21 protein-coding genes are annotated in these 21966 nt (G+C 68.4%); 9 read left to right on the plus strand and 12 right to left on the minus strand.

Going from position 1 to position 21966, the window contains the following annotated elements:
• Positions 1 to 15 precede the first annotated feature (15 nt).
• Complete coding sequence (locus JWQ81_RS10000; protein WP_297539869.1) at positions 16 to 534, plus strand: DUF5753 domain-containing protein; 519 nt, start codon at positions 16 to 18, stop codon at positions 532 to 534.
• 197 nt (positions 535 to 731) lie between these two features.
• Here the strand turns inward: JWQ81_RS10000 and JWQ81_RS10005 are convergent, their stop codons facing one another.
• From JWQ81_RS10005 to JWQ81_RS10015, 3 genes are read right to left on the minus strand one after another with little or no spacing between them, the layout of a single operon-like run.
• On the minus strand, positions 732 to 2201 hold the full coding sequence (locus tag JWQ81_RS10005; RefSeq protein WP_297539871.1) for an LCP family protein: 1470 nt from the start codon (positions 2199 to 2201) through the stop codon (positions 732 to 734).
• A 60-nt stretch (positions 2202 to 2261) separates the two neighbouring features.
• Positions 2262 to 2387 (minus strand): hypothetical protein, encoded by a 126-nt coding sequence (locus JWQ81_RS10010; RefSeq protein WP_297539873.1) that lies wholly within the window; start codon positions 2385 to 2387, stop codon positions 2262 to 2264.
• Positions 2384 to 3745: an OFA family MFS transporter gene (locus JWQ81_RS10015; protein ID WP_297539875.1), complete on the minus strand. Its 1362-nt coding sequence runs from the start codon at positions 3743 to 3745 to the stop codon at positions 2384 to 2386. The genes JWQ81_RS10010 and JWQ81_RS10015 overlap by 4 nt, the downstream gene beginning before the upstream one ends.
• A 123-nt stretch (positions 3746 to 3868) precedes the next feature.
• Here JWQ81_RS10015 and fdhD point away from each other — a divergent pair, with 123 nt between their 5' ends.
• Both fdhD and JWQ81_RS10025 read left to right on the plus strand, forming a co-directional pair.
• Entirely contained in the window at positions 3869 to 4696 is an 828-nt protein-coding gene (gene fdhD / locus JWQ81_RS10020) for a formate dehydrogenase accessory sulfurtransferase FdhD (protein WP_297539877.1), read from the plus strand.
• Positions 4693 to 5559 (plus strand): alpha/beta hydrolase-fold protein, encoded by an 867-nt coding sequence (locus JWQ81_RS10025; RefSeq protein WP_297539879.1) that lies wholly within the window; start codon positions 4693 to 4695, stop codon positions 5557 to 5559. The genes fdhD and JWQ81_RS10025 overlap by 4 nt, the downstream gene beginning before the upstream one ends.
• Here the strand turns inward: JWQ81_RS10025 and JWQ81_RS10030 are convergent.
• The 7 genes from JWQ81_RS10030 to JWQ81_RS10060 form a co-directional block, all read right to left on the minus strand.
• On the minus strand, positions 5544 to 6464 hold the full coding sequence (locus tag JWQ81_RS10030; protein ID WP_297539881.1) for a sensor histidine kinase: 921 nt from the start codon (positions 6462 to 6464) through the stop codon (positions 5544 to 5546). The two genes, JWQ81_RS10025 and JWQ81_RS10030, sit on opposite strands and share 16 nt — an antisense overlap.
• 123 nt (positions 6465 to 6587) lie before the next feature.
• Positions 6588 to 7019, minus strand: a complete 432-nt coding sequence (locus JWQ81_RS10035; protein WP_297539883.1) for a hypothetical protein — start codon at positions 7017 to 7019, stop codon at positions 6588 to 6590.
• Between the two features lie 42 nt (positions 7020 to 7061).
• Positions 7062 to 8357 carry an ATP-dependent Clp protease ATP-binding subunit ClpX gene (gene clpX / locus JWQ81_RS10040; RefSeq protein ID WP_297539885.1) on the minus strand — a complete coding sequence of 432 codons (1296 nt, stop codon included), beginning with the start codon at positions 8355 to 8357 and terminating at the stop codon, positions 7062 to 7064.
• Between the two features lie 279 nt (positions 8358 to 8636).
• On the minus strand, positions 8637 to 9287 hold the full coding sequence (locus JWQ81_RS10045) for an ATP-dependent Clp protease proteolytic subunit (protein WP_297539887.1): 651 nt from the start codon (positions 9285 to 9287) through the stop codon (positions 8637 to 8639).
• A gap of 25 nt (positions 9288 to 9312) precedes the next feature.
• Entirely contained in the window at positions 9313 to 9921 is a 609-nt protein-coding gene (locus tag JWQ81_RS10050; RefSeq protein ID WP_297539889.1) for an ATP-dependent Clp protease proteolytic subunit, read from the minus strand.
• A 139-nt stretch (positions 9922 to 10060) separates the two neighbouring features.
• Positions 10061 to 11482: a trigger factor gene (gene tig / locus JWQ81_RS10055; protein ID WP_297539891.1), complete on the minus strand. Its 1422-nt coding sequence runs from the start codon at positions 11480 to 11482 to the stop codon at positions 10061 to 10063.
• A gap of 82 nt (positions 11483 to 11564) precedes the next feature.
• On the minus strand, positions 11565 to 12236 hold the full coding sequence (locus JWQ81_RS10060; protein ID WP_297539893.1) for a TetR/AcrR family transcriptional regulator: 672 nt from the start codon (positions 12234 to 12236) through the stop codon (positions 11565 to 11567).
• Between the two features lie 130 nt (positions 12237 to 12366).
• On the opposite strand from JWQ81_RS10060, the gene JWQ81_RS10065 reads away from it, so the two are divergent.
• The gene (locus tag JWQ81_RS10065; RefSeq protein WP_297539895.1) at positions 12367 to 13497 is read left to right on the plus strand and encodes a Gfo/Idh/MocA family oxidoreductase; all 1131 of its coding nucleotides are present in this window, start codon (positions 12367 to 12369) and stop codon (positions 13495 to 13497) included.
• Between the two features lie 26 nt (positions 13498 to 13523).
• On the opposite strand, the gene JWQ81_RS10070 is transcribed toward JWQ81_RS10065, so the two are convergent.
• Positions 13524 to 14090, minus strand: coding sequence for a hypothetical protein (locus JWQ81_RS10070; RefSeq protein ID WP_297539897.1), 567 nt, complete (start codon positions 14088 to 14090; stop codon positions 13524 to 13526).
• Between the two features lie 180 nt (positions 14091 to 14270).
• On the opposite strand from JWQ81_RS10070, the gene JWQ81_RS10075 reads away from it, so the two are divergent.
• The 5 genes from JWQ81_RS10075 to JWQ81_RS10095 all read left to right on the plus strand — a co-directional run bounded on the left by JWQ81_RS10075 (position 14271) and on the right by JWQ81_RS10095 (position 21828).
• Complete coding sequence (locus tag JWQ81_RS10075; RefSeq protein WP_297539899.1) at positions 14271 to 15785, plus strand: HAMP domain-containing sensor histidine kinase; 1515 nt, start codon at positions 14271 to 14273, stop codon at positions 15783 to 15785.
• Between the two features lie 11 nt (positions 15786 to 15796).
• The gene (locus JWQ81_RS10080) at positions 15797 to 17719 is read left to right on the plus strand and encodes a glycosyltransferase family 39 protein (protein WP_297539902.1); all 1923 of its coding nucleotides are present in this window, start codon (positions 15797 to 15799) and stop codon (positions 17717 to 17719) included.
• A gap of 90 nt (positions 17720 to 17809) precedes the next feature.
• Positions 17810 to 19102, plus strand: a complete 1293-nt coding sequence (locus JWQ81_RS10085; RefSeq protein ID WP_297539905.1) for a bifunctional glycosyltransferase family 2/GtrA family protein — start codon at positions 17810 to 17812, stop codon at positions 19100 to 19102.
• A gap of 1 nt (position 19103) precedes the next feature.
• A complete protein-coding gene (locus JWQ81_RS10090) occupies positions 19104 to 20942 on the plus strand; it encodes a glycosyltransferase family 39 protein (RefSeq protein WP_297539906.1) in 1839 nt (612 codons plus the stop codon).
• Between the two features lie 166 nt (positions 20943 to 21108).
• On the plus strand, positions 21109 to 21828 hold the full coding sequence (locus JWQ81_RS10095; protein WP_297539907.1) for a serine/threonine protein phosphatase: 720 nt from the start codon (positions 21109 to 21111) through the stop codon (positions 21826 to 21828).
• On the opposite strand, the gene JWQ81_RS10100 is transcribed toward JWQ81_RS10095, so the two are convergent.
• Positions 21825 to 21965, minus strand: a complete 141-nt coding sequence (locus JWQ81_RS10100) for a hypothetical protein (protein WP_297539909.1) — start codon at positions 21963 to 21965, stop codon at positions 21825 to 21827. The two genes, JWQ81_RS10095 and JWQ81_RS10100, sit on opposite strands and share 4 nt — an antisense overlap.
• Position 21966 lies beyond the last annotated feature (1 nt).

Genomic DNA, 21966 nt, shown 5'->3' on the forward strand with positions numbered 1-21966 from the left:
GTCTGCTTTCGCCGGATGGACGACCGCGAACCGACTATCCGCAGCCGAGAACTCGGCGGCAACGTGGCAAACGTTCCCTCGAGCGAGGTTGAGGAACGGGTGGCTGCCCGGTTGGCGAGACAGTCGCTCTTCAGCCGTTCGCCGCATCCGCAGTTCACGTTCTTCCTGCACGAGTTCGTGCTGCGGCTGCCGGTCGGCGGTGTCGACGTCATGTCGGACCAGCTGCACCACCTGCTGCGAATGTCAGTCCGCCAGTACATCTCGATCAGGGTCGTACCGGCGACGCTGGGCGCGCACGCGGGCATCTCCGGGCACTTCGCGCTGATCGAATCCGCCGACTTCGGGCCGGTGGTGTATCTAGACAGCGAGACCTCCAGCCTGTTCCTTGAGGAAAAACCGGAGATCCAGGCTTACCGGCGTGTCCTGAACGCATTGGCGGCGACAGCATTGCCCGAGGGACAATCGGTGGACCTGATCGCCACCACGGCGACCGAGCTGTACCCCGTTGGAGAGGATCCGGATGACCACATCTGACTCGATGATCGGCGTACTGCAGATCCAAGTCCTCCCGACCATCCGCATCGACGACAGCCTCCTCGTCACGTGACCACCCCGACGTCGAACTCGTGTCGACAGCCGACCAACTCACGTCGACAGCCGGCAAACTCGCGTCCGCAGCAAGTTTGCCGGCTGTCGACGTGAGATTGCCGCCGGTGCACGTGAGATTGCGGTTAGTCGACGCAGGCGGCGGTGTCGGCGGCGGAGACGGGGTCGCTGGGCTTGGGGGTGCCGGGGGTGCCGGTGGGCGGCGTGCTCGGGGTGGCGGCACCGCCGTCGGAGGCACCGGGACCCGAGTAGACCTGTCCGAGCAGGACGACGATGTGTCCGGCCGGGACATCCGCGGACTGCTGCGCGGTGAGGCCGCCGAGCGCCTTCGCCACCTCCGCGCCTTTCGCGGCCATACCCGACCCGTACTGCACGAGCGACGTACGCCGTTTCGCCGTCGAGTTGTCGGCTTGCCCCGGCGCGTAGCCCTGCGTCTTCAAGACCGACGCGACCCTCGCCGCGAGGCCTTCCTTGTCGCCGGCGTTGTGGACGTCGACCGTCACGGACGGCCCCGCGTCGGGCGATGGCGGAGCCGGTGGCGCGGCCCCACCGAGCAACCCGGCCACGAAAGCCTTGACCTGTACGGGATCGACCTGCACCGCGGTCAGCCTGTGGTCAGTCGCGCTGTAGCGGTAATCGACGTTGCCGACCGGGATGGTCTTGAAACCGATGTTCCCGCCCGACAAACCCTGCAGCTGCTGGACGAAGTCGAGCAGGTTCCAGTTGTCGTCGAGCACGACCGACTTCTTCACCGAGGCGATCAGGTCCCCGAGCTTTCCTGGACTCGCCAGCGTCCCGGCGGACAGGATCGACTTGGCCAGCGACGCGAGGAAAACCTGCTGACGTCGTACGCGGCCGAGGTCGGTGCCGGGCAGTCCGTCCCGCTGACGGACGAACGCGAGCGCGTCGGCGCCTTCGATCCGCTGCGGTCCCGCCTGGAAGTCCGCGCCCGAGTTCTCGTCCTTGGTCGCCTTGCAGATGTTGACCTCGACGCCGCCGACGGCCTTGCTGATGTCGTAGAAGCTGAGCAGATTAACCTCGGCGTAGTGGTCGATCGTCAACCCGGTCAGGTTCTCGACGGCCTCCCGGGTCGCGGTCCGGCCCGCGGTCAGCGACTGTCTATCGATCTCCGCCTTGTCGGTGACACCCTGCCTGCGCAGTTTCGCGGCCTCGGCGAGCCTGCCCAGCGTGAACGCCGCATTGATCTTGCCCTTGCCCAGCCCCTCGGGCAGGTCGACGTAGGAGTCCCGGGGAATCGAGAACGCCTTGACGCTGTCCTGCCCGTTGGGGATGCGCAGCACGATGAGCGTGTCGGTCAGGTCGTCGCCGTTTGGCCCAGCCCGGAGCTCCTGCAGGACCTGGGCAGGCAGCGGGTTGCCAAACTGGTCGTTCCGGGAGTCGCGGCCGACGAGCAGGATGTCCACCGCGCCGTCCGGCGCCTGCTCGCCGGGTCCGCGGTCCTGCGCCCCGGCACCGATCACGTTGGTCCTCGCCAGCCCGTCGTTGAGCGACGTGATCGTCGAGTACCCGTACGCCGTCGCGCCGAACACGATGACGGCGAGCCCCCCGACGAGGACCTTTCCCAGAATGTGCACGTCTCCTAGACGCCCTGGGCCCTACCTTCTGTTGAGTCGGTGACCCACCTCACAACCCGATCAGCCGTTGAAGAGCTGGACGACCTTGAGGATGAGTTCGTAGACGCCGTAGACGAACGGGATCCCGACCCACGCCCACGCCAGTACCAGCAGCCCGGTCCGTCGACCGGTTGTCGGCTCGCTCATTTGCCCTCACTCCCCACCGCGACGGCAGGCTCGGCGGCCGGCTCGTGGAACTTCGCGTTCACCGGCCGGATGAATTCGTTGGCCACGAAGCCGACGACCAGCAGTCCGATCATGATGTAGAACGACGTCGCGTACAGGTCCGGTCCCTGCTTGCCCGCGGACTTCTCGCTGTCGGCGATCCTGTCGACGATCAGCGGCCCGAGGACCCCGGCGACCGACCAAGCCGTGAGCAGCCTGCCGTGGATCGCGCCGACCTGATAGGTCCCGAACAGGTCCTTCAGGTACGCCGGAGCCGTCGCGAAACCGCCACCGTAGAACGACAGGATCACCATCGCGCACAGGACGAACACGAGCTTCGACGAGTTCGTCGTCAGGGAGATCACCAGGTAGAGCACCGCGCCGACACCGAGGTAGACCCGGTAGATGTTCTTGCGCCCGATGAGGTCGGACAGCGAGGACCAGGCAAACCGGCCGAGCATGTTCGTCAACGACAGCAGCGCCACGAACCCCGCCGCCGCCGAAGCCGCCACCGGGACGGAGGTGTGCTTGAAGAAGTCGGTGATCATCGGCGACGCCTTCTCGAGGATGCCGATGCCCGCCGTCACGTTGAAGCACAGGACGACCCACAACAACCAGAACTGGGGTGTCTTGATCGCGTTCTTCGCCGACACGTTGGCCGTCGAGATCAACGCCCGGACGTCGGTCCTGGGTTGGAAACCGACGGGCTTCCAGCCGTCGGCCGGCACGCGCACCAGCACCGTGCCCAGCGACATGAACACGGCGTAGACCAGCCCGTGTACCAGGAAGGCACCCGCGATGCCGTGGGGCGTGACCCCGAAGTCGGTGAGCATCTCGCTCGTCCATGGCGAGGCGATGAGCGCGCCGCCGCCGAAGCCCATGATCGCGATCCCGGTCGCGACGCCCGGCCGGTCCGGGAACCATTTGATCAGCGTCGAGACGGGCGAGATGTAGCCGATGCCGAGACCGATACCGCCGACGAACCCGTAACCGACGACGATGAGCCAGTATTGGGAGGTGAACGCACCCAGGGCGGACACCAGCAGGCCGCCCGAGAAGCAGATCGTGGCGACGAACATCGCCCAGCGCGGTCCCTTGCGCTCGACCAGCGTCCCGCCGAACGCCGCGGACAGCCCGAGCATGACGATGGCCAGCTGGAACGGCAGCGCGCTCTCGGTGCCGGACAGATGAAGCGTTTTCTCGAGGGCCGGCTTGAAGACACTCCACGCATACGCCTGACCGATCGACAGGTGCACCGCGAGGGCGGTCGGGGGAACGAGCCAGCGACTCCAACCCGGCGGTGCGATCGTGCGGGAACGATCCAGGAAGCCGGTCGCCATCGGGCGCCTCCGTAGACTGTATGTGGAAAGCGGTATGTGATCAACGAACAAAGTATTACTTAGTGTGGCCCGCGACACCACAGACTGTCGAACATTTTCGTGAGCGAAAGAAGTGAGGGACTGATGGGACGGGTCACGGTCAGGCGTCCGGTCCGGATGTTGTCCGCGCACGGCGAACGGCGGCGGCCGGACACCCTCGCCGCCGAGGAACCGATGGAGGTGCGGGTCAACGGCAAGGCACTGGCCGTCACGATGCGCACCCCCGGCAGCGACATCGAGCTCGCGCACGGCTTCCTGCTCAGCGAGGGGGTGATCGGCAGCCGCGAGGACATCCGCACCGCCAGATACTGCGACGGCGTCGACGACGAGGGTCGCAACACCTACAACGTGCTCGACCTGGCGCTGGCCGAAGGCGTCCCGTCACCGGAAACCGGGGTCGAGCGCAACTTCTATACGACGTCTTCGTGCGGAGTCTGCGGGAAGGCCGCACTCGACGCGATCAAGGTGAAGACCCGGTTCGATCCGGGTGCCTCGACGATCAAGGTGACCACCGCGGTACTCGCTGGCCTGCCCGCTGAGCTGCGCAAACAGCAGAAGGTGTTCGCCTCGACAGGCGGTCTGCACGCGGCGGCGCTGTTCACCGGCGACGGCACCCTCCTCGTCGTGCGCGAGGACGTCGGACGGCATAACGCGGTCGACAAGGTCCTCGGCTGGGCGCTGCTGGAAGGTCGGATCCCGCTGCACGACACGGCGCTGCTCGTGTCGAGCCGGGCTTCGTTCGAGCTGGTGCAGAAGGCGGCGATGGCCGGGATCGGCCTGCTCGCCGCGGTGTCCGCGCCCTCCTCGCTCGCCGCCGAGCTTGCCGAGGAGAGCGGGATGACGCTCATCGGCTTCCTGCGGGGCGAGAGTATGAACTTGTATACCGGCGACCACCGCGTCATCACCGAGTGAACGCCGAGCAGCGGAAGCTGACCCGGCGGTCCTTGCTGATCGCCGGCGCCTCCGGGCTCGGCGCTGCCGGTCTCGGCGCGACGCTGGGGCTGACGTTCGGCGCCGACTCCCCCGCCGCAGTCCACGGGGTGACCAGGTTCGAGCGGGTCTACTCCGCCGCGCGACGGCGTGAAATCGACTTCATCACCTTCCTGCCGCCGAATCCGGCGCCCGGATTGCCGATGTCGCTGCTGCTGCACGGGCTGCACAGCAGCGCCCGCTACGCCGCGCCGACGGGCTTGGTGGATCGGCTCGCCACCGACGTCGCCGCCGGCGCGGTGCCCGCGTTCGGGTTCGTCGCCGTCGACGGCGGAGACAGCTACTGGCACGAAAACCAGCCCGGCGACGACCCGATGACGATGTTGCTCGAAGAGGTGCCACGGTGGCTTGCCGCCCGTGGCCTCGGCGGCGACGGCGGCTTGCCGTTCGCGGCCACCGGAATTTCGATGGGCGGCTTCGGCGCGCTGCTGTACACGCGCAGACGCGTCGAGCGGCACCAGCCGACGTCGGCGGTCGCGACGCTCGCGCCGGCCCTGATCACGACCTGGCCGGAAATGAGCAAGCGGAACGCCTTCCATGACGCCGCGGACTGGGCGTCGATGGACCCGCTTCGCCACGTGTCGGCGCTCAAGGGAGTGCAGACCGGGATCTGGTGCGGTACCGAAGACCAGTTCATCACTGGAGTACGGGAGTACTTCGCCGCGGCGCAGCCGGCCGTGGCCTACACCGCGCCAGGGGTCCACGGGGATTCGTTCAACCGGACGGTGGTGCCGGGGCTCGTCGCCTTCGTCGGCCGCAACGTCCCCGGTCAGAGGTTCAAGTAGGCCCGGACAGTGGTGCCGTCCGCGTCACTGTGCATCCTGACCAGGTCGGCCACCTCGTTGACCAGCAGCAGCCCGCGTCCGCCGGGCTGACCGATATCCGCCAGACGACGCCCGGCCAGCGGGTCGGTGATCCGGCCGCCATCGGCAACCTCGCAGACAAGCTGGCCGTTTTCACACCAGACGTAGAGCGTTCCGTGGCCCCTGCCGTGCAGGACGCTGTTGGTGCAGAGCTCGGAGACGGCGAGTGTCACGTCCTCCACCCGCGAGGGAGACAGGCCATACTGCGTCGCGTAGCCGGCGACGAAACGCCGTGCCACCGCCAACCCCGCCAGGTCGAACTCCAGCTCAGCGGAGAAAAACGGCGGACGCGCGGGGCGACGGACTCCCCTCACGACCTCGTCCGGGGCGTACCTGCGACTCTCCCGTTCCACGCCGTGGTCGATCAGCAGTGGGTGGGTGCGAGCAGCGTCCTCGAGCACCGCGTTGTCCAGGCCGGCCTCGTCGTACGGACACAGGATTGTGGCTTCCCGGCCTTCGAACGCGAAGTTGGTGAGGGCTTCGTGCGCCAGACAGGCCGGGTATTCGAGTGCCGTCCGACCCGCCCAGATCGGTTCACCGATGACCCGCACACGTCCGGCGTTGGCTTCGGCGAAGGCGAGCATCACACCGGGGATGATGCGGCCCGGGTTGCGGCCGGCCTTCGCCATGTCCAGCAGCTTGACCGAAGCTGCGTGCTCGCCGAGTGCGGCTTCGATCAGCGCGAGGTTCGGCGCGGGCACCGCCACTGCGACCGGCTCCCCCGCGGCGAGTCCGGCAAGGATGAACGGGACCGTTCCGGCCAGGTACTCCTCAGCTCCGCGGTAGAACAGGGCCGGGTGAACGAAGGGCTCAGCGATCGACGACATCGATGGCCTCCCCTGGTTCATGGACGGTTACCTACTCACCTACCCGGTGGACAGGCACGTCAAACGGCTACCAGGGTGCGACTGGTCACACCCTGGGGTAACCCGGCCGAACCATTGAATGGGTCAACTGACCCAACGGCCCACAACCGAGAGCAACCAGAAGCCGACCAGGACCGCCAGCAGGAACAACCCGGTCCACGACAGCAGCCGACGGTGGTCTTCGACGTCCGTGGCCCGGATGCGACGCAGCGCGTAGGCGCCGACCCCGAACAAGGGGATCGGGATCAACGGCAGCGCCGACAACCGCGTCGCGATCGCGACCAAGCAGACCCCGGTCAAGACCCACAGGACGACCACCAGCGCGCGGTGCAGCCGCGGGTGGCCGAGGTAGGCCGCCTTGACGATGCGCTGCGCGACATCACCGATGCCCCGGATCTCGGCTCGCCGGCCGGTTCCGGTGTCGCCTTCGGGGACGGGGCCGGAGGCCCTGTCCGAGGCTTCCTTGCCCGAGATCTCATTGTCACCGCGAGGAGCGGTCAGCGGCACGGTTGTCATCCTGTTTTCCAGTCGATCTCAAGGCATGCGGCCCTGGGACCGCTATGCCGACTTCTCACCACGTTCGCTGCGCTGCCGCCGGGACGGCTGCCGCGAAACGATCGTCGGGTTCACATTGTCTCGTACGGTCTGCTCGGTGATGACGACCTTGGCGACATCGTCCCGGCTGGGGATGTCGTACATAGTCGACTGCAGGACCTCTTCCATGATGGCGCGCAGTCCTCGGGCTCCGGTACCGCGCAGCACCGCCTGGTCGGCGATGGCCTCCAGCGCCGTCGGGGTGAACTCGAGCTCGACGTTGTCCATCTCGAAAAGCTTCTTGTACTGCTTGACCAGCGCGTTTCGCGGTGTGGTCAGGATGGAGACCAGCGACTCCTTGTCGAGGCTGGTGACGCTGGCCACGACCGGCAGCCGACCGATGAACTCGGGGATGAGCCCGAACTTGATCAGGTCCTCCGGCATGGTGTCGGAGAAGACGTCACTGCTCTCGATCTCGGCTTTGGTACGGATCTCGGCACCGAAGCCGAGGCCACGCTTGCCGACCCGCTCGTTGATGATCCGCTCAAGCCCCGCGAAGGCACCGGCCACGATGAACAGCACGTTCGTCGTGTCGATCTGGATGAACTCCTGGTGCGGGTGCTTTCGTCCGCCCTGCGGCGGGACCGAGGCGGTGGTGCCCTCGAGGATCTTCAGCAGGGCCTGCTGCACGCCCTCGCCGGAGACGTCCCGGGTGATGGAGGGGTTCTCCGATTTGCGAGCGATCTTGTCGACTTCGTCGATGTAGATGATGCCCGTCTCGGCGCGCTTCACGTCGTAGTCGGCCGCCTGGATCAGCTTCAGCAGGATGTTCTCGACATCCTCACCGACATAACCGGCTTCGGTCAGCGCGGTGGCGTCGGCGATCGCGAACGGCACGTTGAGCAGCTTCGCCAGGGTCTGGGCGAGGTAGGTCTTGCCACAACCGGTGGGGCCGAGCATCAGGATATTGGACTTCGCGAGCTCGATCGGCTCGTCCTTGGAGTCCTTCGGGCCGGCCTTTTCCTCGGCCTGGATGCGCTTGTAGTGGTTGTACACTGCGACCGCAAGCGTCCGCTTGGCGTCGTCCTGGCCGATGATGTACTGCTCGAGGAACTCGTGGATGTCCGCGGGCTTGGGCAGCTCGTCGAGCTTGACCTCACCGGCTTCGGCCAGTTCTTCCTCGATGATCTCGTTGCAGAGATCGATGCACTCATCGCAGATGTACACGCCGGGCCCGGCAATGAGCTTCTTCACCTGCTTCTGGCTCTTGCCGCAGAAAGAACACTTGAGCAGGTCGCCGCCGTCGCCGATTCGTGGCATGTCCGTTGACCTCGTCCCCTCCGGTGCACGTTTGCGTGCACCTGATTGTCCTCGTGGTCCTGCTCCGCCGGCGCCGCGGGCCCGCCTCTTGTTCGGTGGCGGACCCTGCACGCAGTGCCACTGACGTTACCCGCCCAGCGCGCCCGGCGGGAGGACCTTCCCGCTAAACGACGTGCGAGCTGGTCGCCGTGCCAGAGAGACACTAGACCCCGCGACCGGTGCGTGCCGTTCCTCGACACGCACCGATGCGGGGTTTACGCGCTAAGCGGGCGACACAGGTTAGTTCGCCGAGGCCTTCCGGTAAGGCAGGACCTCGTCGATGATCCCGTACTCCTTCGCCTCTTCGGCGGTGAGGATCTTGTCCCGTTCGATATCCTTGCGGACCTGCTCGGGATCCTTGTTCGTGTGCTTGGCCAGCGTGGTCTCCAGGAGACGACGCACGCGCTGGATCTCGTTGGCCTGGATCTCCAGGTCGGAGACCTGCCCGTAGGTGCCTTCTATGGCCGGCTGGTGGATCAGCACCCGGGAGTTCGGCAGGGAGAACCGCTTGCCCGGGGTGCCCGCCGCCAGCAGCACGGCCGCGGCCGAGGCCGCCTGCCCGATGCACATCGTGGAGATGTCGGGACGGACGTACTGCATGGTGTCGTAGATCGCCATCAGCGCCGTGAGCGAGCCACCGGGCGAGTTGATCAGGATGGTGATGTCGCGGTCCGGGTCCTCGTGCTCGAGGTGCAGCAGCTGGACCATGACGTCGTTGGCCGACGCGTCGTCGACCTGCACGCCGAGCATGATCTGACGCTCTTCGTAGAGCTTGTTGTACGGGTTCGATTCCTTGATCCCGTAGCTGGTGCGCTCGACGTAGGACGGCAGGATGTACCGGGACTGCGGAAGCCGGAGGCCGCTGGACTCCGGAAGCTGGAAGTTGCTCATGGGGATTCTCCTTCTACCGGCCCGGTCAGCTGTCCGTGTTCGGGGTCGGGTTCTCCCGCGTCAGTACCTGGTCGACGAACCCGTAGTCCTTCGACTCCTGAGCGGTGAACCAGCGGTCGCGGTCGCCGTCCTTGACGATCTGCTCGACGGTCTGGCCGGTCTGTTCGGCCGTGAGCTTCGCCAGCTCCTGCTTCCACTTGCCGAACACCTCAGCCTGGATCGCGATGTCCGAGGCGGTACCGCCCACCCCGGCCGAGGGCTGGTGCATCAGGATGCGCGCGTGCTGGAGCGCGTAGCGCTTGCCGGGGGTGCCCGAGGAAAGCAGGAACTGCCCCATCGACGCGGCGAGCCCCATCGCGTACGTCTGCACGTCCGGCTTGATGAGCTGCATGGTGTCGTAGATGGCGAATCCGGCGGTGACCGAGCCACCCGGCGAGTTGATGTACAAACGGATGTCGGACTCGGAGTCATCGGCGTCGAGCAGCAGGAGCTGCGCGGTGATCCGATTCGCGATCTCGTCGTTGACCTCGGAACCGAGCACGATGATGCGCTCGGCGAGCAGCCGCTCGGACACCGAATCGGTCAGATTGAGCCCCGCGGTCGTCGACCGCGCCTGGGGCATGTGCTGCGTCACGTCTGCCTGCCTTTTCGCCGCTCTGGCCCCGGTGGAAAAGGGCCACTGCTTCGTTTGAAGATGCTGAAGATCTTGCAATCGACACTAACGAACTTGGGCGGTGCAGAATGCCTGACACCGCCCAAGTTCGCTGAGAGCTTTACTTATCGGTGCCTTCGGCCGCTCCAGCGGTGACCTGGGTCTCCTCGAGCTCACCCGAAGGTGTCTCGACGACCTCGCCGTCGACGACCTCCGCCGGCTCCTCGGTGCCGAACAGCTCGTCGAGGTCGACCTCGGTGCCCGAGGCGTCGAGCACGGTGGCCCGGCGGACCACCGAGGCGAGCGCCTTGCCGCGCCGCACGTCGGCGTAGATCGCGGTCAGCTGACCGGACTGCTGCGCGCGCTGCACGTACTCGTCGGGGCTGACGCCGAACCGCTGCGCCTGGTACATGATGCGCTCGGTGAGCTCACCGTCGTTGACGCTGGTCTTCTCGTTGTCGGCGATGGTGTCCAGCAGCAGCTGCGTGCGGACCGCCTTCTCCGCCTCCTCGCGCACATCGATGTCGAACTGCTCGACGGTCTTACCCTCGGCCTCGAGAGCCTGCGCGAACGCGGCCTCGTCGTGGTCGAACTGGTGGATCGCGTCGTGCTTACGGTTCTCGATCTCGCCTTCGAGGACCTTCTCCGGGATCGGGACCTCGGTGTCCGCGAGCAACGACTCGAGGATCTTGTCCCTGGCCTGGACGCCCTGCTGCATCTTCTTGACGCGGCTGAGGCGCTCGCGCAGGTCGGCCTTGAGCTCGTCGATGGTGTCGAACTCGCTCGCCAGCTGGGCGAACTCGTCGTCGGCCTCGGGCAGCTCGCGCTGCTTCACGGTCTGGACGGTGACGCTGACGTCGGCGTCCTGGCCGGTGAACTCGCCCGCGACCAGCTTGGTGACGAAGGTCTTCGTCTCGCCGGCGTTCGCTCCGATGATGGCCTCGTCGATGCCGTCCACGAGCTGGCCGGAGCCGATCTCGTAGGACAGCCCGGTGGTCGAGGCCTCTTCGACCTCCGCGCCGTCCACGGTCGCGGAGAGGTCGATCGAGACGAAGTCGCCGTCCTCGGCGGGACGCTCGACACCGGTGAGGGTGCCGAAGCGGGCGCGAAGCTCGTCGAGCTGCTCGTCGACCTCGGCGTCGGTCAGTTCGACGTCGTCGACGCTGACGGTGAGTCCGGCGAAGTCGGGCAGCGTGATCTCGGGGCGGATGTCGACCTCGGCGGTGAACTCGAGCACCTCGCGGTCCTCGAGCTTGGTCACCTCGAACTCCGGGGAGCCGAGCGTGCGGACCTCGCCAGCCCGCACCGCTTCCAGGTACTTGGCCGGGATGACCTCGTTGACGACCTCATCGAGCACCGGGGCGCGACCGATCCGGCTTTCCAGCACGCGAGCGGGGGCCTTACCCGGACGGAAGCCCGGGATCTTGACCTGCTGGGCGATCTTGCGGTAGGCGCGCTCGAAGTTCGGTTTGAGCTCGTCGAACGGCACCTCGACATTGATCTTTACTCGCGTCGGGCTGACCTGCTCGACGGTGCTCTTCAACGTAATCTCCTCGAGCCTTGATCGGGTAGTGAAACATGGGGTGGTATTTCCCGGCCCTGCTTGCGGGCCCGGACGACCGAGTCTAGGCCAGCGGGCCACCGGCCCCGGGCTGGGGCTCCCCTGGCCCGGACCCCGGCTCGGGCCAGGGCGGCGCAGGTGTGTGGAGACCGTCGAGAACCACGCGCAGATTCCGCCGCCACTGGTCCCCGTCCGCACGCAGGCCGATGGTGTGCTCACCGGGCATCGCGGCGGCGAGCAGGAACGGGACGTCGGGCCAGGCGATGTCGACGCGCATCGCGCCCGCTTCCTGTGCTCGTTCCACGATCCGCCGCAGCCGAAGCCTGAGTTCGGCCAGCGGTCCGTCCAGGTCCAGGCCCGAATCGCCGCCGAGCGCCTCGTTGATCCCGCAGCTCGCCGCGCGCAGGCCGATGAAGGCCGTGGCGAACTCTCGGAAGCCCTGCCAGGGGTCGGGGTCTTCGAGGGCCCGGCCCGCCAACTCGACGATCTCGGCGATGGTGTCGGACAACACCGCGACCAGCAGTACCTCCCGCGAGGGGACCCGCCGGTAGAACGTGCCGATGCCGACGCCGGCCCGGCGCGCGATCTCGTGCGCGGTGACGTCGACCCCGACCTCGGCGACGGCCTCCCTCGCGGCCTCGACCAGGCGGCGCACGTTCCGCTCGGCGTCCGCCCGCGGCTTGCCTTCGGCCAGCAAGCGCTCGACAGCCGCGCCGGGCGCTTCCACATCGCTCACGGGATTCACCCTAACAGTAAGTGGACTTCTGAGGTCCGGTTGCGCTATCGTCGAATAAGCGGACCCGAGAAGTCCGCTTATTCGCTACTGGGGTTCGCTACTGGGGTTCGTTGACTTGGGGAGGCAGATCATGCGCGGTGCATCCGGATTCGGCCGGGGAAAGATCAAGGTGGGCATCATCGGTGCCGCGCCGGAACGCGGCTGGGCGGCCCGAGCCCACGTCCCCGCGCTGAAGGCGCTGCCGGACTTCCGGCTGACCGCTGTCGGCACCACGCGTCGGGAGAGCGCGAACGCCGCCGCCGCGGCGTTCGGCGCGGCACACGCCTTCGCCGACGCAGGGGAACTGAGCCGACATCCCGAGGTGGACCTGGTCGTCGTCACGGTCAAGGTCCCGGCACACCTCGAGCTCGTCCGGTCGGCGATCGACGCCGGCAAGCACGTGCTGTGCGAATGGCCGCTCACCCGCACCACCGCGGAGGCGGAAAGCCTGACGCAGGCCGCCGACGCCGCCGGAGTGCACGACGCGATCGGCCTCCAAGCCCGGTATTCGTTCACTGTGCTGCAAGCGCAGGCGCTGATCGCGGACGACTACGTCGGCCGCGTCCTGTCCGTGACTGTGCACGCCACGAGGAGCAAAGGCGCCGAGGAGACGGTGCCCGGCTGGTCCGAGTACACCTATCAACGCGAGAACGGCGCCGGGTTGCTGGAGGTTGCCGGCGGACACACCCTCGACCTCGTCGAATACCTGCTTGGCGAGTTCACCGAGCTTTCAGCGGACCTGTCAGTTCAGCGGCCTGAGCACCGGGTCACGGAAACCGGGCGCCCGGTCGAGGTGAGCAGCCCGGACCACCTGCTCTTGCACGGCAGGCTTGCGGGAGGTGCCGCCGTCTCGGTCCACCTCCACGACGGCAAGCCCACAGCGGCGGGTACCCGGATCGAGATCGAGGGCACCCGCGGAGACCTTTTCCTGGTTTCCACCGGAGACAAGGCCCCGATGGGTGTGCAGATCAGCGAGCTCGACCTGTACGGAATCCGCCACGGCCGGGAAATGAACTGGCTGAAACTCCCGGTTCCGTTGGAGCCGCCAGGCGCCGCCGCGGAGTGGACGAATGTGGCGAGGCTCTACGCCACGTTGGCCGAGGACATCCGGTCCGGTACCCGACGGACTCCCGGCTTCGCGGCCGGAGTCCGCCTGCACCGCTTGCTCGACACCGTCCGACTGTCGGCCGAAACCGGCAAACGCCAGTCGAGACAGCTATGACGGTGACCCGGGAGCACCGCCAAGGGTCACAGAGCCGGGCCGGCGCCGGCCGTGGTGCCCTCGGTGACGGTTTTCGCGGTCGCGGCGGTGCCCGTCGTCTTCGCGACGATGGTCACCGTGTCACCGGTAGCCAGCGAAGACGTCCCGGTGCCCGTGCCGACGGCGGTCGCCGCGTCCACCGTGTACACCTGGCTGAAGCCGTCGGAACTGAGCGCGGTGACCGAAGTCGGGCCGACAGCGGTCACCTTGCCGAGCTGCATCAGGTCGGTCTCATAACCGCCGTTGCCGTCCGAAGCCACGTATTCCCCGTGCAACGCATTGGGCAGCGCACCCGACGCACCCGAGCGCGCTCCCCCACCGGGGCCGCCCGTGCCGCCGAACCCCTGACCGGTCGTCGCGGTGGACGAACCGCTCGACGCCCAGATCACCGCGCCGCCGATCCCGGCCACCCCCGCGGCGATCGCGACGGCGGCGATCGTCTTGCGACGGGACCAGCCGGCCGAGGGCTTGCCGTCGGCGGCACCCCACGAGGACTGAGTGTCCGAAGTGGAGGATGCGGGGGCTTCGATCGTGTTGCTCTGCTCGGTGCTCATGGCGCTTCTCCCGTGTCTGGTTCCGGTCTGCTGGCTAGAGCCAGATTCGGCGAGCACGCTGAGTGCCGACTGTGGGTTGCATGGGGAGCCCCTGTGACCTCGAAACGGCGCCCGGTATCACACAGTTCTTACACAGGCAACGCACAACAGGACCACACGAACCCGTCCGACAGTGAAGAGATGACGCTGCCGCGACCGCTCCGGTGGCGGCGACCCCGGCGGTGGCCGCTACGCGCGAAACTGATCCTGTTCTTGGTCACCCTGCTGGCCGTGGTCTGTCTCGTGATCAGTGTGGTCAGCGAGCTGGCACTCGGGGTGTTCCTCACCGACCAGATCGACGGCCAGCTCCGCAGCGCGAGCGGCCGGGCGAGCGAATTCACCCAGCGGCCGCCACCGCAGGACGGCGGTCATCACAACCCCCTCGACGCGCCGGGACAGGCCGCCGGCACGTTGAACGCCCAGTTCGGCGGCGGACAGGTCCTCGACGCCGGAACCCTGACCAACGACGGCCGCCCCCAGACCCTCGACCCCGCACAACAGACAACGCTGCAACAGCTCCCCGTCGATGGCAAGCCGTACACCCGAGCTCTCGGTGACCTCGGCGACTACCGGCTCACCGCGGTCTCCATCGGCGACGGAGTGGTCGTCACCGGATTGCCGATGAAACCGGTCGAAGACACCTTGTTGACGGTCGGGCTGATCCTGACCGGCGTCGCGGGCGCCGGGGTGATCGGCGTAGGCCTGCTCGGCGCGTTCGCGGTACGACGGACACTGCGACCGCTCGACCAGGTCGCGGCGGTGGCCGGACAGGTCGCCGAGCTCCCGCTCGAACGCGGTGACGTGCTGCTTTCGGTGCGGGTGCCCGAGATAGACACGGATCCGGGCACCGAAGTCGGTCAGGTCGGCGCGGCGCTGAACCTCATGCTGAGCCACATCTCGAATGCGCTGGAGGCACGCCACGCGAGCGAAACGCGGGTGCGCCAGTTCGTCGCGGACGCAAGCCACGAGCTGCGCACGCCGCTCGCCGCGATCCGCGGGTACGCGGAACTCACGCGGCGCAGCCGGGAACCCGTCCCACCGGACATCGCCCAGTCGATGAACCGCATCGAGTCCGAGGCCGCCCGGATGACCACCCTCGTCGACGATCTCCTCCTGCTCGCGCGGCTCGACGCGGGCAGGCCACTCGAGGCCGTCGAGGTCGATCTCTCGATGACCGTCGTCGACGCCGTCACCGACGCGCACGTCACCGGGCCGGACCACCGCTGGCAGCTCGAACTCGAGGACGAGCCCGTAGTCGTCCTCGGCGACCCGCAACGGCTTCACCGGGTCCTGGTCAACCTGCTCTCCAACGCCCATCTGCACACGCCGCCGGGCACCACGGTCACGACGTCGCTGGCGCGTTCACCCGACGGCAGCGCCGTTCTGAGCGTCGTCGACGACGGCCCTGGCATCGACGGCGCGCTCATGCCGACGGTGTTCGAACGGTTCGCCCGCGGCGACTCCTCCCGGTCCCGCACCGCCGGCGGAACGGGGCTCGGCATGGCGATCGTGTCGGCGGTGGTGCTCGCTCACCACGGCACGGTCGAAGTGACGAGCAGACCGGGTCGCACGGAGTTCGCCGTCCGGATCCCGCTGGCCCGTCAGGCACAGCGCAACCACAGTGTCGCCATGGGCCTCCCCCAGGTCAGCACCTGATCCTTGAGCCCATGACAGTCCTCACCGAACGCGCAAGCCGCGCCGACGCCGCACCGCGTCCGCCCTTTTCGTTGGCAGGCAAGCTCTTTCGCGGGAAGGCCGACGACCCCCGCTGGGTACGTCCCGCCCTGCTCGCCCTGCTGCTGGCCACTGCCTTGCTGTACCTGTGGGGCTTGGGGGCGTCTGGGTGGGCGAATACCTTCTACTCGGCCGCGACCCAAGCCGCGACGCAGAGTTGGAAGGCGCTGTTCTTCGGTTCCAGCGACGGGGCGAACTCGATCACCGTGGACAAGACCCCGGCCGCGCTCTGGGTGATGGGCCTGTCCGCTCGGCTGTTCGGCGTCAACGCGTGGGCAATCCTGGTGCCCCAGGCACTGATGGGCGTCGGCTCGGTGGGCCTGTTGTACGCCGGGGTACGGCGAGTTTCCGGCCCCGCCGCGGGAATCCTGGCCGGGGCGATGCTCGCGCTGACACCGGTGGCGGCGCTGATGTTCCGGTTCAACAACCCGGACGCGCTACTCGTCCTGCTGCTCGTCGCGGCGGCCTACTGTGTGACGCGGGCGCTGGAAAAGGCGAGTCCTGGTTGGCTCGCACTGGCCGGGGCGGCGGTCGGTTTCGGTTTCCTGGCGAAGATGCTGCAGGCGTTTCTGGTGCTTCCGGCATTCGCTGTCGTCTACCTGCTGGCCGCGCCGGTATCCCTCGGAAAGCGTCTGCTGCACCTGATGGGCGCACTGGCTGCGGTCGTCGTCTCGGCCGGTTGGTACCTCGCGGTCGTCGCGCTCTGGCCGGCGGCGGACCGGCCGTTCATCGGCGGTTCCCAGACCAACAGCCTGTGGGAACTCGTCTTCGGCTACAACGGGTTCGGCCGGATCACCGGGGACGAGGTCGGCAGCCTCGGCGGCGCCCAGAACGGCGCCGGGTGGGCACGCCTGCTCGGCTCCGAAATGGGCGGGGGCATCGCGTGGCTGCTTCCCGCCGCCCTGCTCGCGTTGGCCGCCGGACTGTGGCTGAACCGCCGGGCGCCCCGTACCGACCCAGGCCGCGCCTCGCTCGTGCTGTGGGGCGGCTGGCTGCTCGTCACCGGCGCGGTCTTCAGTTTCATGGACGGGATCATCCATCCGTACTACATGGTCGCGCTGGCGCCGGCGATCGCCGCGCTCGCCGGGACCGGCGCCGCACAGCTGTGGCGGCGGCGCGAAGATCCGCTGTCCGCCGGAATTCTCGCCAGCGGGGTGGCGTTGACCGCGCTGACGTCTTTCCTGTTGCTCCGGCAGCAGAGCACTTGGCTGCCTTGGCTCGCACCGACACTGCTCGTCGGCGGCCTGGCGGCGGCGGGACTCGTCCTGCTGGCCGGTCACCTGCCGGGCGCCGCCCGGCGCGGGGTCGCCGTGTTCACGATCATCGCCGCGCTGGCAGGCACCGGTGCGTACACGCTGGCTACCGCGGCCTCTACGCACAGCGGCGCCATCCCCTCGGCCGGGCCGTCGGTAACGTCGGGCGGAGCCCGAGGCGGCCCTGGCGGCGGGGGTTCGTTCGGCGGGAGTCCCGGCGGGAACGGCGGTGGCGGCGGCATCGGCACGTTGCTCGGCAGCACCACGCCCGGCGCGTCGCTGACTTCATTGCTCAGCAACGGAAGCAGCGGTTTCGCCTGGGTGGCCGCCACGGTCGGTTCCAATCCCGCGGCCGGCTACCAGTTGGCGGCCGGGGCTCCGGTGATGGCCGTGGGCGGCTTCAACGGGACAGATCCGTCGCCGACCCTCGCCCAGTTCCAGCAGTACGTCCACAGTCGACGGATTCACTACTTCCTCGGTACCGGTTCGGGAACCGGCTCCCAGAGCGGCAGCAACGCGGCGCAGACGATCGCCGAGTGGGTGGCGGCGAACTACACCGCCACGACCGTCGGCGGAGTCACGGTCTACAACCTCGCCGCCTGATCGGATTCCCCGCGCGGACGCCGGAAAGGCACAGCGGGGACACAGCGGCAGCACACGGTCACCAAAGCACGGATCGGAATGGTGGTTCCCATGACAGTCTCGCTCCCCAACTCCGTCACCGGCACGGCCGAGCGTCCCGGAACGAGCCCGGTCCCCCTCCACGGCCCGGAGCCCGTGCTCGACGTGGTCATCCCGGTCTACAACGAGGAAACCGACCTCGAACCCTGCGTGCGCCGGCTGCTGGCGCACCTCGTCCACCATTTCCCGTACGGCTTCCGGATCACCATCGCGGACAACGCCAGCACCGACAGCACGTTGCGGGTGGCCGAGCGGCTGGCGCGCGAATTCGCCGAAGTCGTCGTCGCCCATCTCGACGAGAAGGGCCGCGGCCGGGCACTGAGGCAGGTCTGGTCCACTTCGGACGCCGCGGTACTGGCCTACATGGACGTCGACCTGTCCACCGATCTCGCCGCGCTCTGGCCGCTGATCGCGCCGTTGCTCTCCGGTCACTCGGACCTGGCGATCGGCAGCAGGCTGGCCCGCGGCGCGCGGGTGGTCCGCGGGCCGAAACGGGAGTTCGTTTCCCGGTGTTACAACCTGATCCTGCGCGGCGCGCTCGCCGCCCGCTTCAGTGACGCCCAGTGCGGGTTCAAGGCGATCCGCGCCGACGTCGCCGAGCGGCTGTTGCCGCACGTGACCGACACCGGCTGGTTCTTCGACACCGAGCTGCTCGTGCTCGCCCAGCGTTCGGGGCTGCGGATCCACGAGGTGCCCGTCGACTGGGTGGACGACCCGGACTCGTCGGTCGACATCGTCGCCACGGCGAAGGCCGATCTGAAGGGCGTCGCGCGGCTGATCAGGGCCACCACCTCCGGTGACCTGCCGATCCGCGACCTGCGCGCGCAGCTCGGACGGGAACCCATCGGGGTCCAGACCCCGGGCGTCGCACCGGGGCTCGCGAAGCAGCTCGTGCGGTTCGCCGCGATCGGTGTCCTCAGCACCCTCGCGTATGTGTTGCTGTTCCTCGCGTTGCGCGGCGAGGTGGGCTCGCAGGCGGCGAACGTGGTGGCGCTGCTGATCACCGCCGTGGCGAACACGGCGGTGAACCGGCGGGTCACCTTCGGCATCCGCGGTTCGCGCGGAGCCGGCCGCCACCAATTCGAAGGGCTGGTCGTCTTCGGGCTGGGACTGGTGCTGACCAGCGGTTCGCTGGCGCTGCTCGGCGCGCTGACAAACCCCGGCCCGGGGCTCGAACTCACTGTGCTGGTCGGAGCCAACCTGGCCGCGACGGTGCTGCGTTTCCTCCTGTTGCGCGGCTGGGTGTTCCACCCGCGCCGCACGCCCGCGACCGCCGAAACCTCTACCTCCGACAGGGAGAACTGAAATGACCTCGCTCGCCGACGCACCGCCGGTGGCCCGGCATCGACCGCCCACCGCGAGCCCGCCTGGGCGACCCCGCTGGCAGCGGCCTGCCCTGTTCGGCCTGCTGGCCGCGACCGCGGTGCTGTACTTCTGGGACCTCACCGCTTCCGGCTACGGCAACTCGTTCTACGCGGCCGCCGTCCAGGCCGGCACGCAGAACATGGAGGCATGGCTGTTCGGCTCGGTCGACCCGGGCAACGTGATCACCGTCGACAAGCCGCCCGCGGCCCTGTGGGTCGACGTCGCGTTCGGCCGCGTTTTCGGCTTCTCGAGTTTCACCCTCCTGGCCCCGCAAGCGTTGATGGGCGTGGCGTCGGTGGGGACCCTGTTCGCCGCGGTCCGCCGCACCTCGGGCCCCGCGGCCGGGCTGCTCGCCGGTGCCGCGCTCGCGCTCACCCCGGTCGCGGCGCTGATGTTCCGCTTCAACAACCCCGACGCGCTTCTCGTCCTGCTGATGATCGTCGCCGCGTACTGCGTCGTGCGCGCGCTGGAGAAGGCCAACCCGTGGTGGCTCGTCCTCGCCGGGACGGCGATCGGGTTCGGCTTCCTGACCAAGATGCTGCAAGCGTTCCTGGTACTGCCCGCCCTGGGGCTGGTCTACCTGATCGCGGCGCCGACGTCCCCGGGCAAACGTTTGCTGCACCTGCTCGGCGCGACCGTCGCGGTGGTCGTCTCGGCTGGTTGGTACGTCGCGCTGGTCGCGCTGTGGCCCACTTCGAGCCGCCCGTACATCGGCGGTTCGACGGGCGACAGCCTGTTGCAGCTGGCGCTCGGTTATAACGGACTCGGCCGGATCTTCGGCGGTGACGGCAATGGCGGAGGAGGCGGCGGCTTCGGTGGAGGCGGCGGCAACACCGCTTTCGGCGGGGCCACCGGGCTGGGGCGGATGTTCGGCGCGACCTTCGGCACCGAGATCTCCTGGCTGCTTCCGGCGGCACTGATCGGGCTGGTCGCCGGGCTCTGGTTCACCCGCCGGGCACCGCGTACCGACCGCACCCGCGCGGCGCTGGTCCTGTGGGGCGGCTGGCTGCTGGTGACCGGGCTGGTGTTCAGCTTCATGAGCGGCACGATCCACCCGTACTACTCGGTGGCGCTCGCCCCGGCCATCGCGGCCGTGGTCGCCATCGCCGGTCGCGCGCTCTGGGCGGGCCGGGCGAACCTCGCGGCCAGGGCCGTCCTGGGCTCGATGATCGCGGTCACCGCGGTGTGGGGATTCATCCTGCTCGACCGCACCCCCGATTGGCTCCCGGCGCTGCGCTGGGCACTGCTCGTGCTCGGGGTACCGGTCGCGACCGCGGTAGTGATGGGCGTGCACGAGTTCAAGAAGCTGACGACCGTGCTCGCGGCGGTCATCGTCCTCACCCTCGGACTCGGCACGGCCGCGTACGCGGTGGACACCGTGTCCCAGCCGCACACCGGCTCGATCCCGACCTCCGGTCCGTCGAGCGGCGCGATGGGCGGTTTCGGCGGACGCGGCGGTGAAGGGTCCACGGACAGCGCCGTGACGACCCTGCTCCAGCAGACCACCACGAAGTGGGCGGCCGCAACGTCCGGGTCACAGTCCGCGGGGAGCTTGGAGCTCGCCAGTGGCAAGTCGGTGATCGGCATCGGCGGCTTCTCCGGCAGCGACCCGGCGCCGACGCTGGACGAGTTCAAGCAGTACGTCGCCGACAAGCAGATCACCTACTTCATCGCCGGCAACGATCGCGGCGGCGGGTCCAGCGACATCACCTCCTGGGTCACGGCGAACTTCACCGCCACGACCGTCGGCGGCCAGACCGTCTACGACCTGACGAAGTAGCCGCACCGGCACCTCGCCGCCGACTTGCGACCGCAGGTCGGCGGCGAGTGGCGTGACCGGTATGGGCAAAGTCGACAGCTTCGTCTTAACCGCCCCACAGGATGACCACAGGAGCCGGGCGCAGAGTGGAAGTAACGAACAGCCCTGGCAGCAGAAGGAGGCCCCCATGCTTCCCACCGATCAGTTCCCGGCCGTCGAACCCGGCACCCGCTGGAACACCGCGAGCGCACGGGGACCGCGGACGATCAACGCGGACGCCGTGGGTGCCTTCGCTGACGTGTTCGCGCTGGCCGACGGCGTCGGAGACCACGAGAGCGCGGCGCAGGCGGCACGCACGGCCGCCGCGGCCGCGGTCCGCTCGCCGGTGTCGGCCGGTCCGGTCGCCGCAGTCCTCGCCGCCCAGCACGCCGTCCTGGAACTCCGGGGAACCGGCGACTGCGTCCTCGTTGTCGCGATGCCCCTGCCGGACGGCGCGGGCTACCGGATCGCCTGGGTCGGCGACGCGCGCGCCTACTCGACCGGTGGTGGCACGCTCCGCCAGCTGACCACCGACCACACGCTCGCCCAGTACTTCCGCGACCACGGCCAGCCGACCGCGCCGCACATGGAGCACATGGTCACCACCAGCGTGCTCACCGCGGGCGCCCACGAGATCGGCACCGCCGAAACCCACGCCGACGGCCTCCTGCTGACCAGCGACGGCGTGCACAAGACGTTGACCGCGGCGACCATTCTCGACATCCTCGCCCAGCCGGAACACGCGGCGTCGGCGCTGGTCGAGACCGCGATCGCGCTCGGCGGTTCGGACAACGCGACGGCACTGGTCGTGGAACCGGTCGGTTCCCGCGCCGACCTGACCACGACCCCGCTCACGACAGCGGCCTAGGCCGTGTCCCGCAGATCCATGGTCGCGGTATCCGCGCCCAGGCGGCCGCTGGCCGCGTTGTCGCGATGCCCGAGTCCAGCACCGGTACGAGGGCACCGCTCCGCCTTGCCAGCGACCACCTGGATCACGAATCCCATC

It is taken from the genome of Amycolatopsis sp. (assembly GCF_025464955.1).
Taxonomy (GTDB): domain Bacteria; phylum Actinomycetota; class Actinomycetes; order Mycobacteriales; family Pseudonocardiaceae; genus Amycolatopsis.

What these genes read in the sequence shown, in the direction of transcription:
- JWQ81_RS10085 (WP_297539905.1), top strand. Translation starts at nt 17,810, where the DNA reads ATGACAGTCTCGCTCCCCAACTCCGTCACCGGCACGGCCGAGCGTCCC.
- JWQ81_RS10035 (WP_297539883.1), bottom strand. Translation starts at nt 7,019, where the DNA reads ATGACAACCGTGCCGCTGACCGCTCCTCGCGGTGACAATGAGATCTCG.
- JWQ81_RS10070 (WP_297539897.1), bottom strand. Translation starts at nt 14,090, where the DNA reads ATGAGCACCGAGCAGAGCAACACGATCGAAGCCCCCGCATCCTCCACT.
- JWQ81_RS10100 (WP_297539909.1), bottom strand. Translation starts at nt 21,965, where the DNA reads ATGGGATTCGTGATCCAGGTGGTCGCTGGCAAGGCGGAGCGGTGCCCT.
- JWQ81_RS10075 (WP_297539899.1), top strand. Translation starts at nt 14,271, where the DNA reads ATGACGCTGCCGCGACCGCTCCGGTGGCGGCGACCCCGGCGGTGGCCG.
- fdhD (WP_297539877.1), top strand. Translation starts at nt 3,869, where the DNA reads ATGGGACGGGTCACGGTCAGGCGTCCGGTCCGGATGTTGTCCGCGCAC.
- JWQ81_RS10045 (WP_297539887.1), bottom strand. Translation starts at nt 9,287, where the DNA reads ATGAGCAACTTCCAGCTTCCGGAGTCCAGCGGCCTCCGGCTTCCGCAG.
- JWQ81_RS10065 (WP_297539895.1), top strand. Translation starts at nt 12,367, where the DNA reads ATGCGCGGTGCATCCGGATTCGGCCGGGGAAAGATCAAGGTGGGCATC.
- JWQ81_RS10090 (WP_297539906.1), top strand. Translation starts at nt 19,104, where the DNA reads ATGACCTCGCTCGCCGACGCACCGCCGGTGGCCCGGCATCGACCGCCC.
- JWQ81_RS10010 (WP_297539873.1), bottom strand. Translation starts at nt 2,387, where the DNA reads ATGAGCGAGCCGACAACCGGTCGACGGACCGGGCTGCTGGTACTGGCG.
- JWQ81_RS10000 (WP_297539869.1), top strand. Translation starts at nt 16, where the DNA reads ATGGACGACCGCGAACCGACTATCCGCAGCCGAGAACTCGGCGGCAAC.
- JWQ81_RS10080 (WP_297539902.1), top strand. Translation starts at nt 15,797, where the DNA reads ATGACAGTCCTCACCGAACGCGCAAGCCGCGCCGACGCCGCACCGCGT.
- JWQ81_RS10030 (WP_297539881.1), bottom strand. Translation starts at nt 6,464, where the DNA reads ATGTCGTCGATCGCTGAGCCCTTCGTTCACCCGGCCCTGTTCTACCGC.
- JWQ81_RS10015 (WP_297539875.1), bottom strand. Translation starts at nt 3,745, where the DNA reads ATGGCGACCGGCTTCCTGGATCGTTCCCGCACGATCGCACCGCCGGGT.
- JWQ81_RS10095 (WP_297539907.1), top strand. Translation starts at nt 21,109, where the DNA reads ATGCTTCCCACCGATCAGTTCCCGGCCGTCGAACCCGGCACCCGCTGG.
- clpX (WP_297539885.1), bottom strand. Translation starts at nt 8,357, where the DNA reads ATGCCACGAATCGGCGACGGCGGCGACCTGCTCAAGTGTTCTTTCTGC.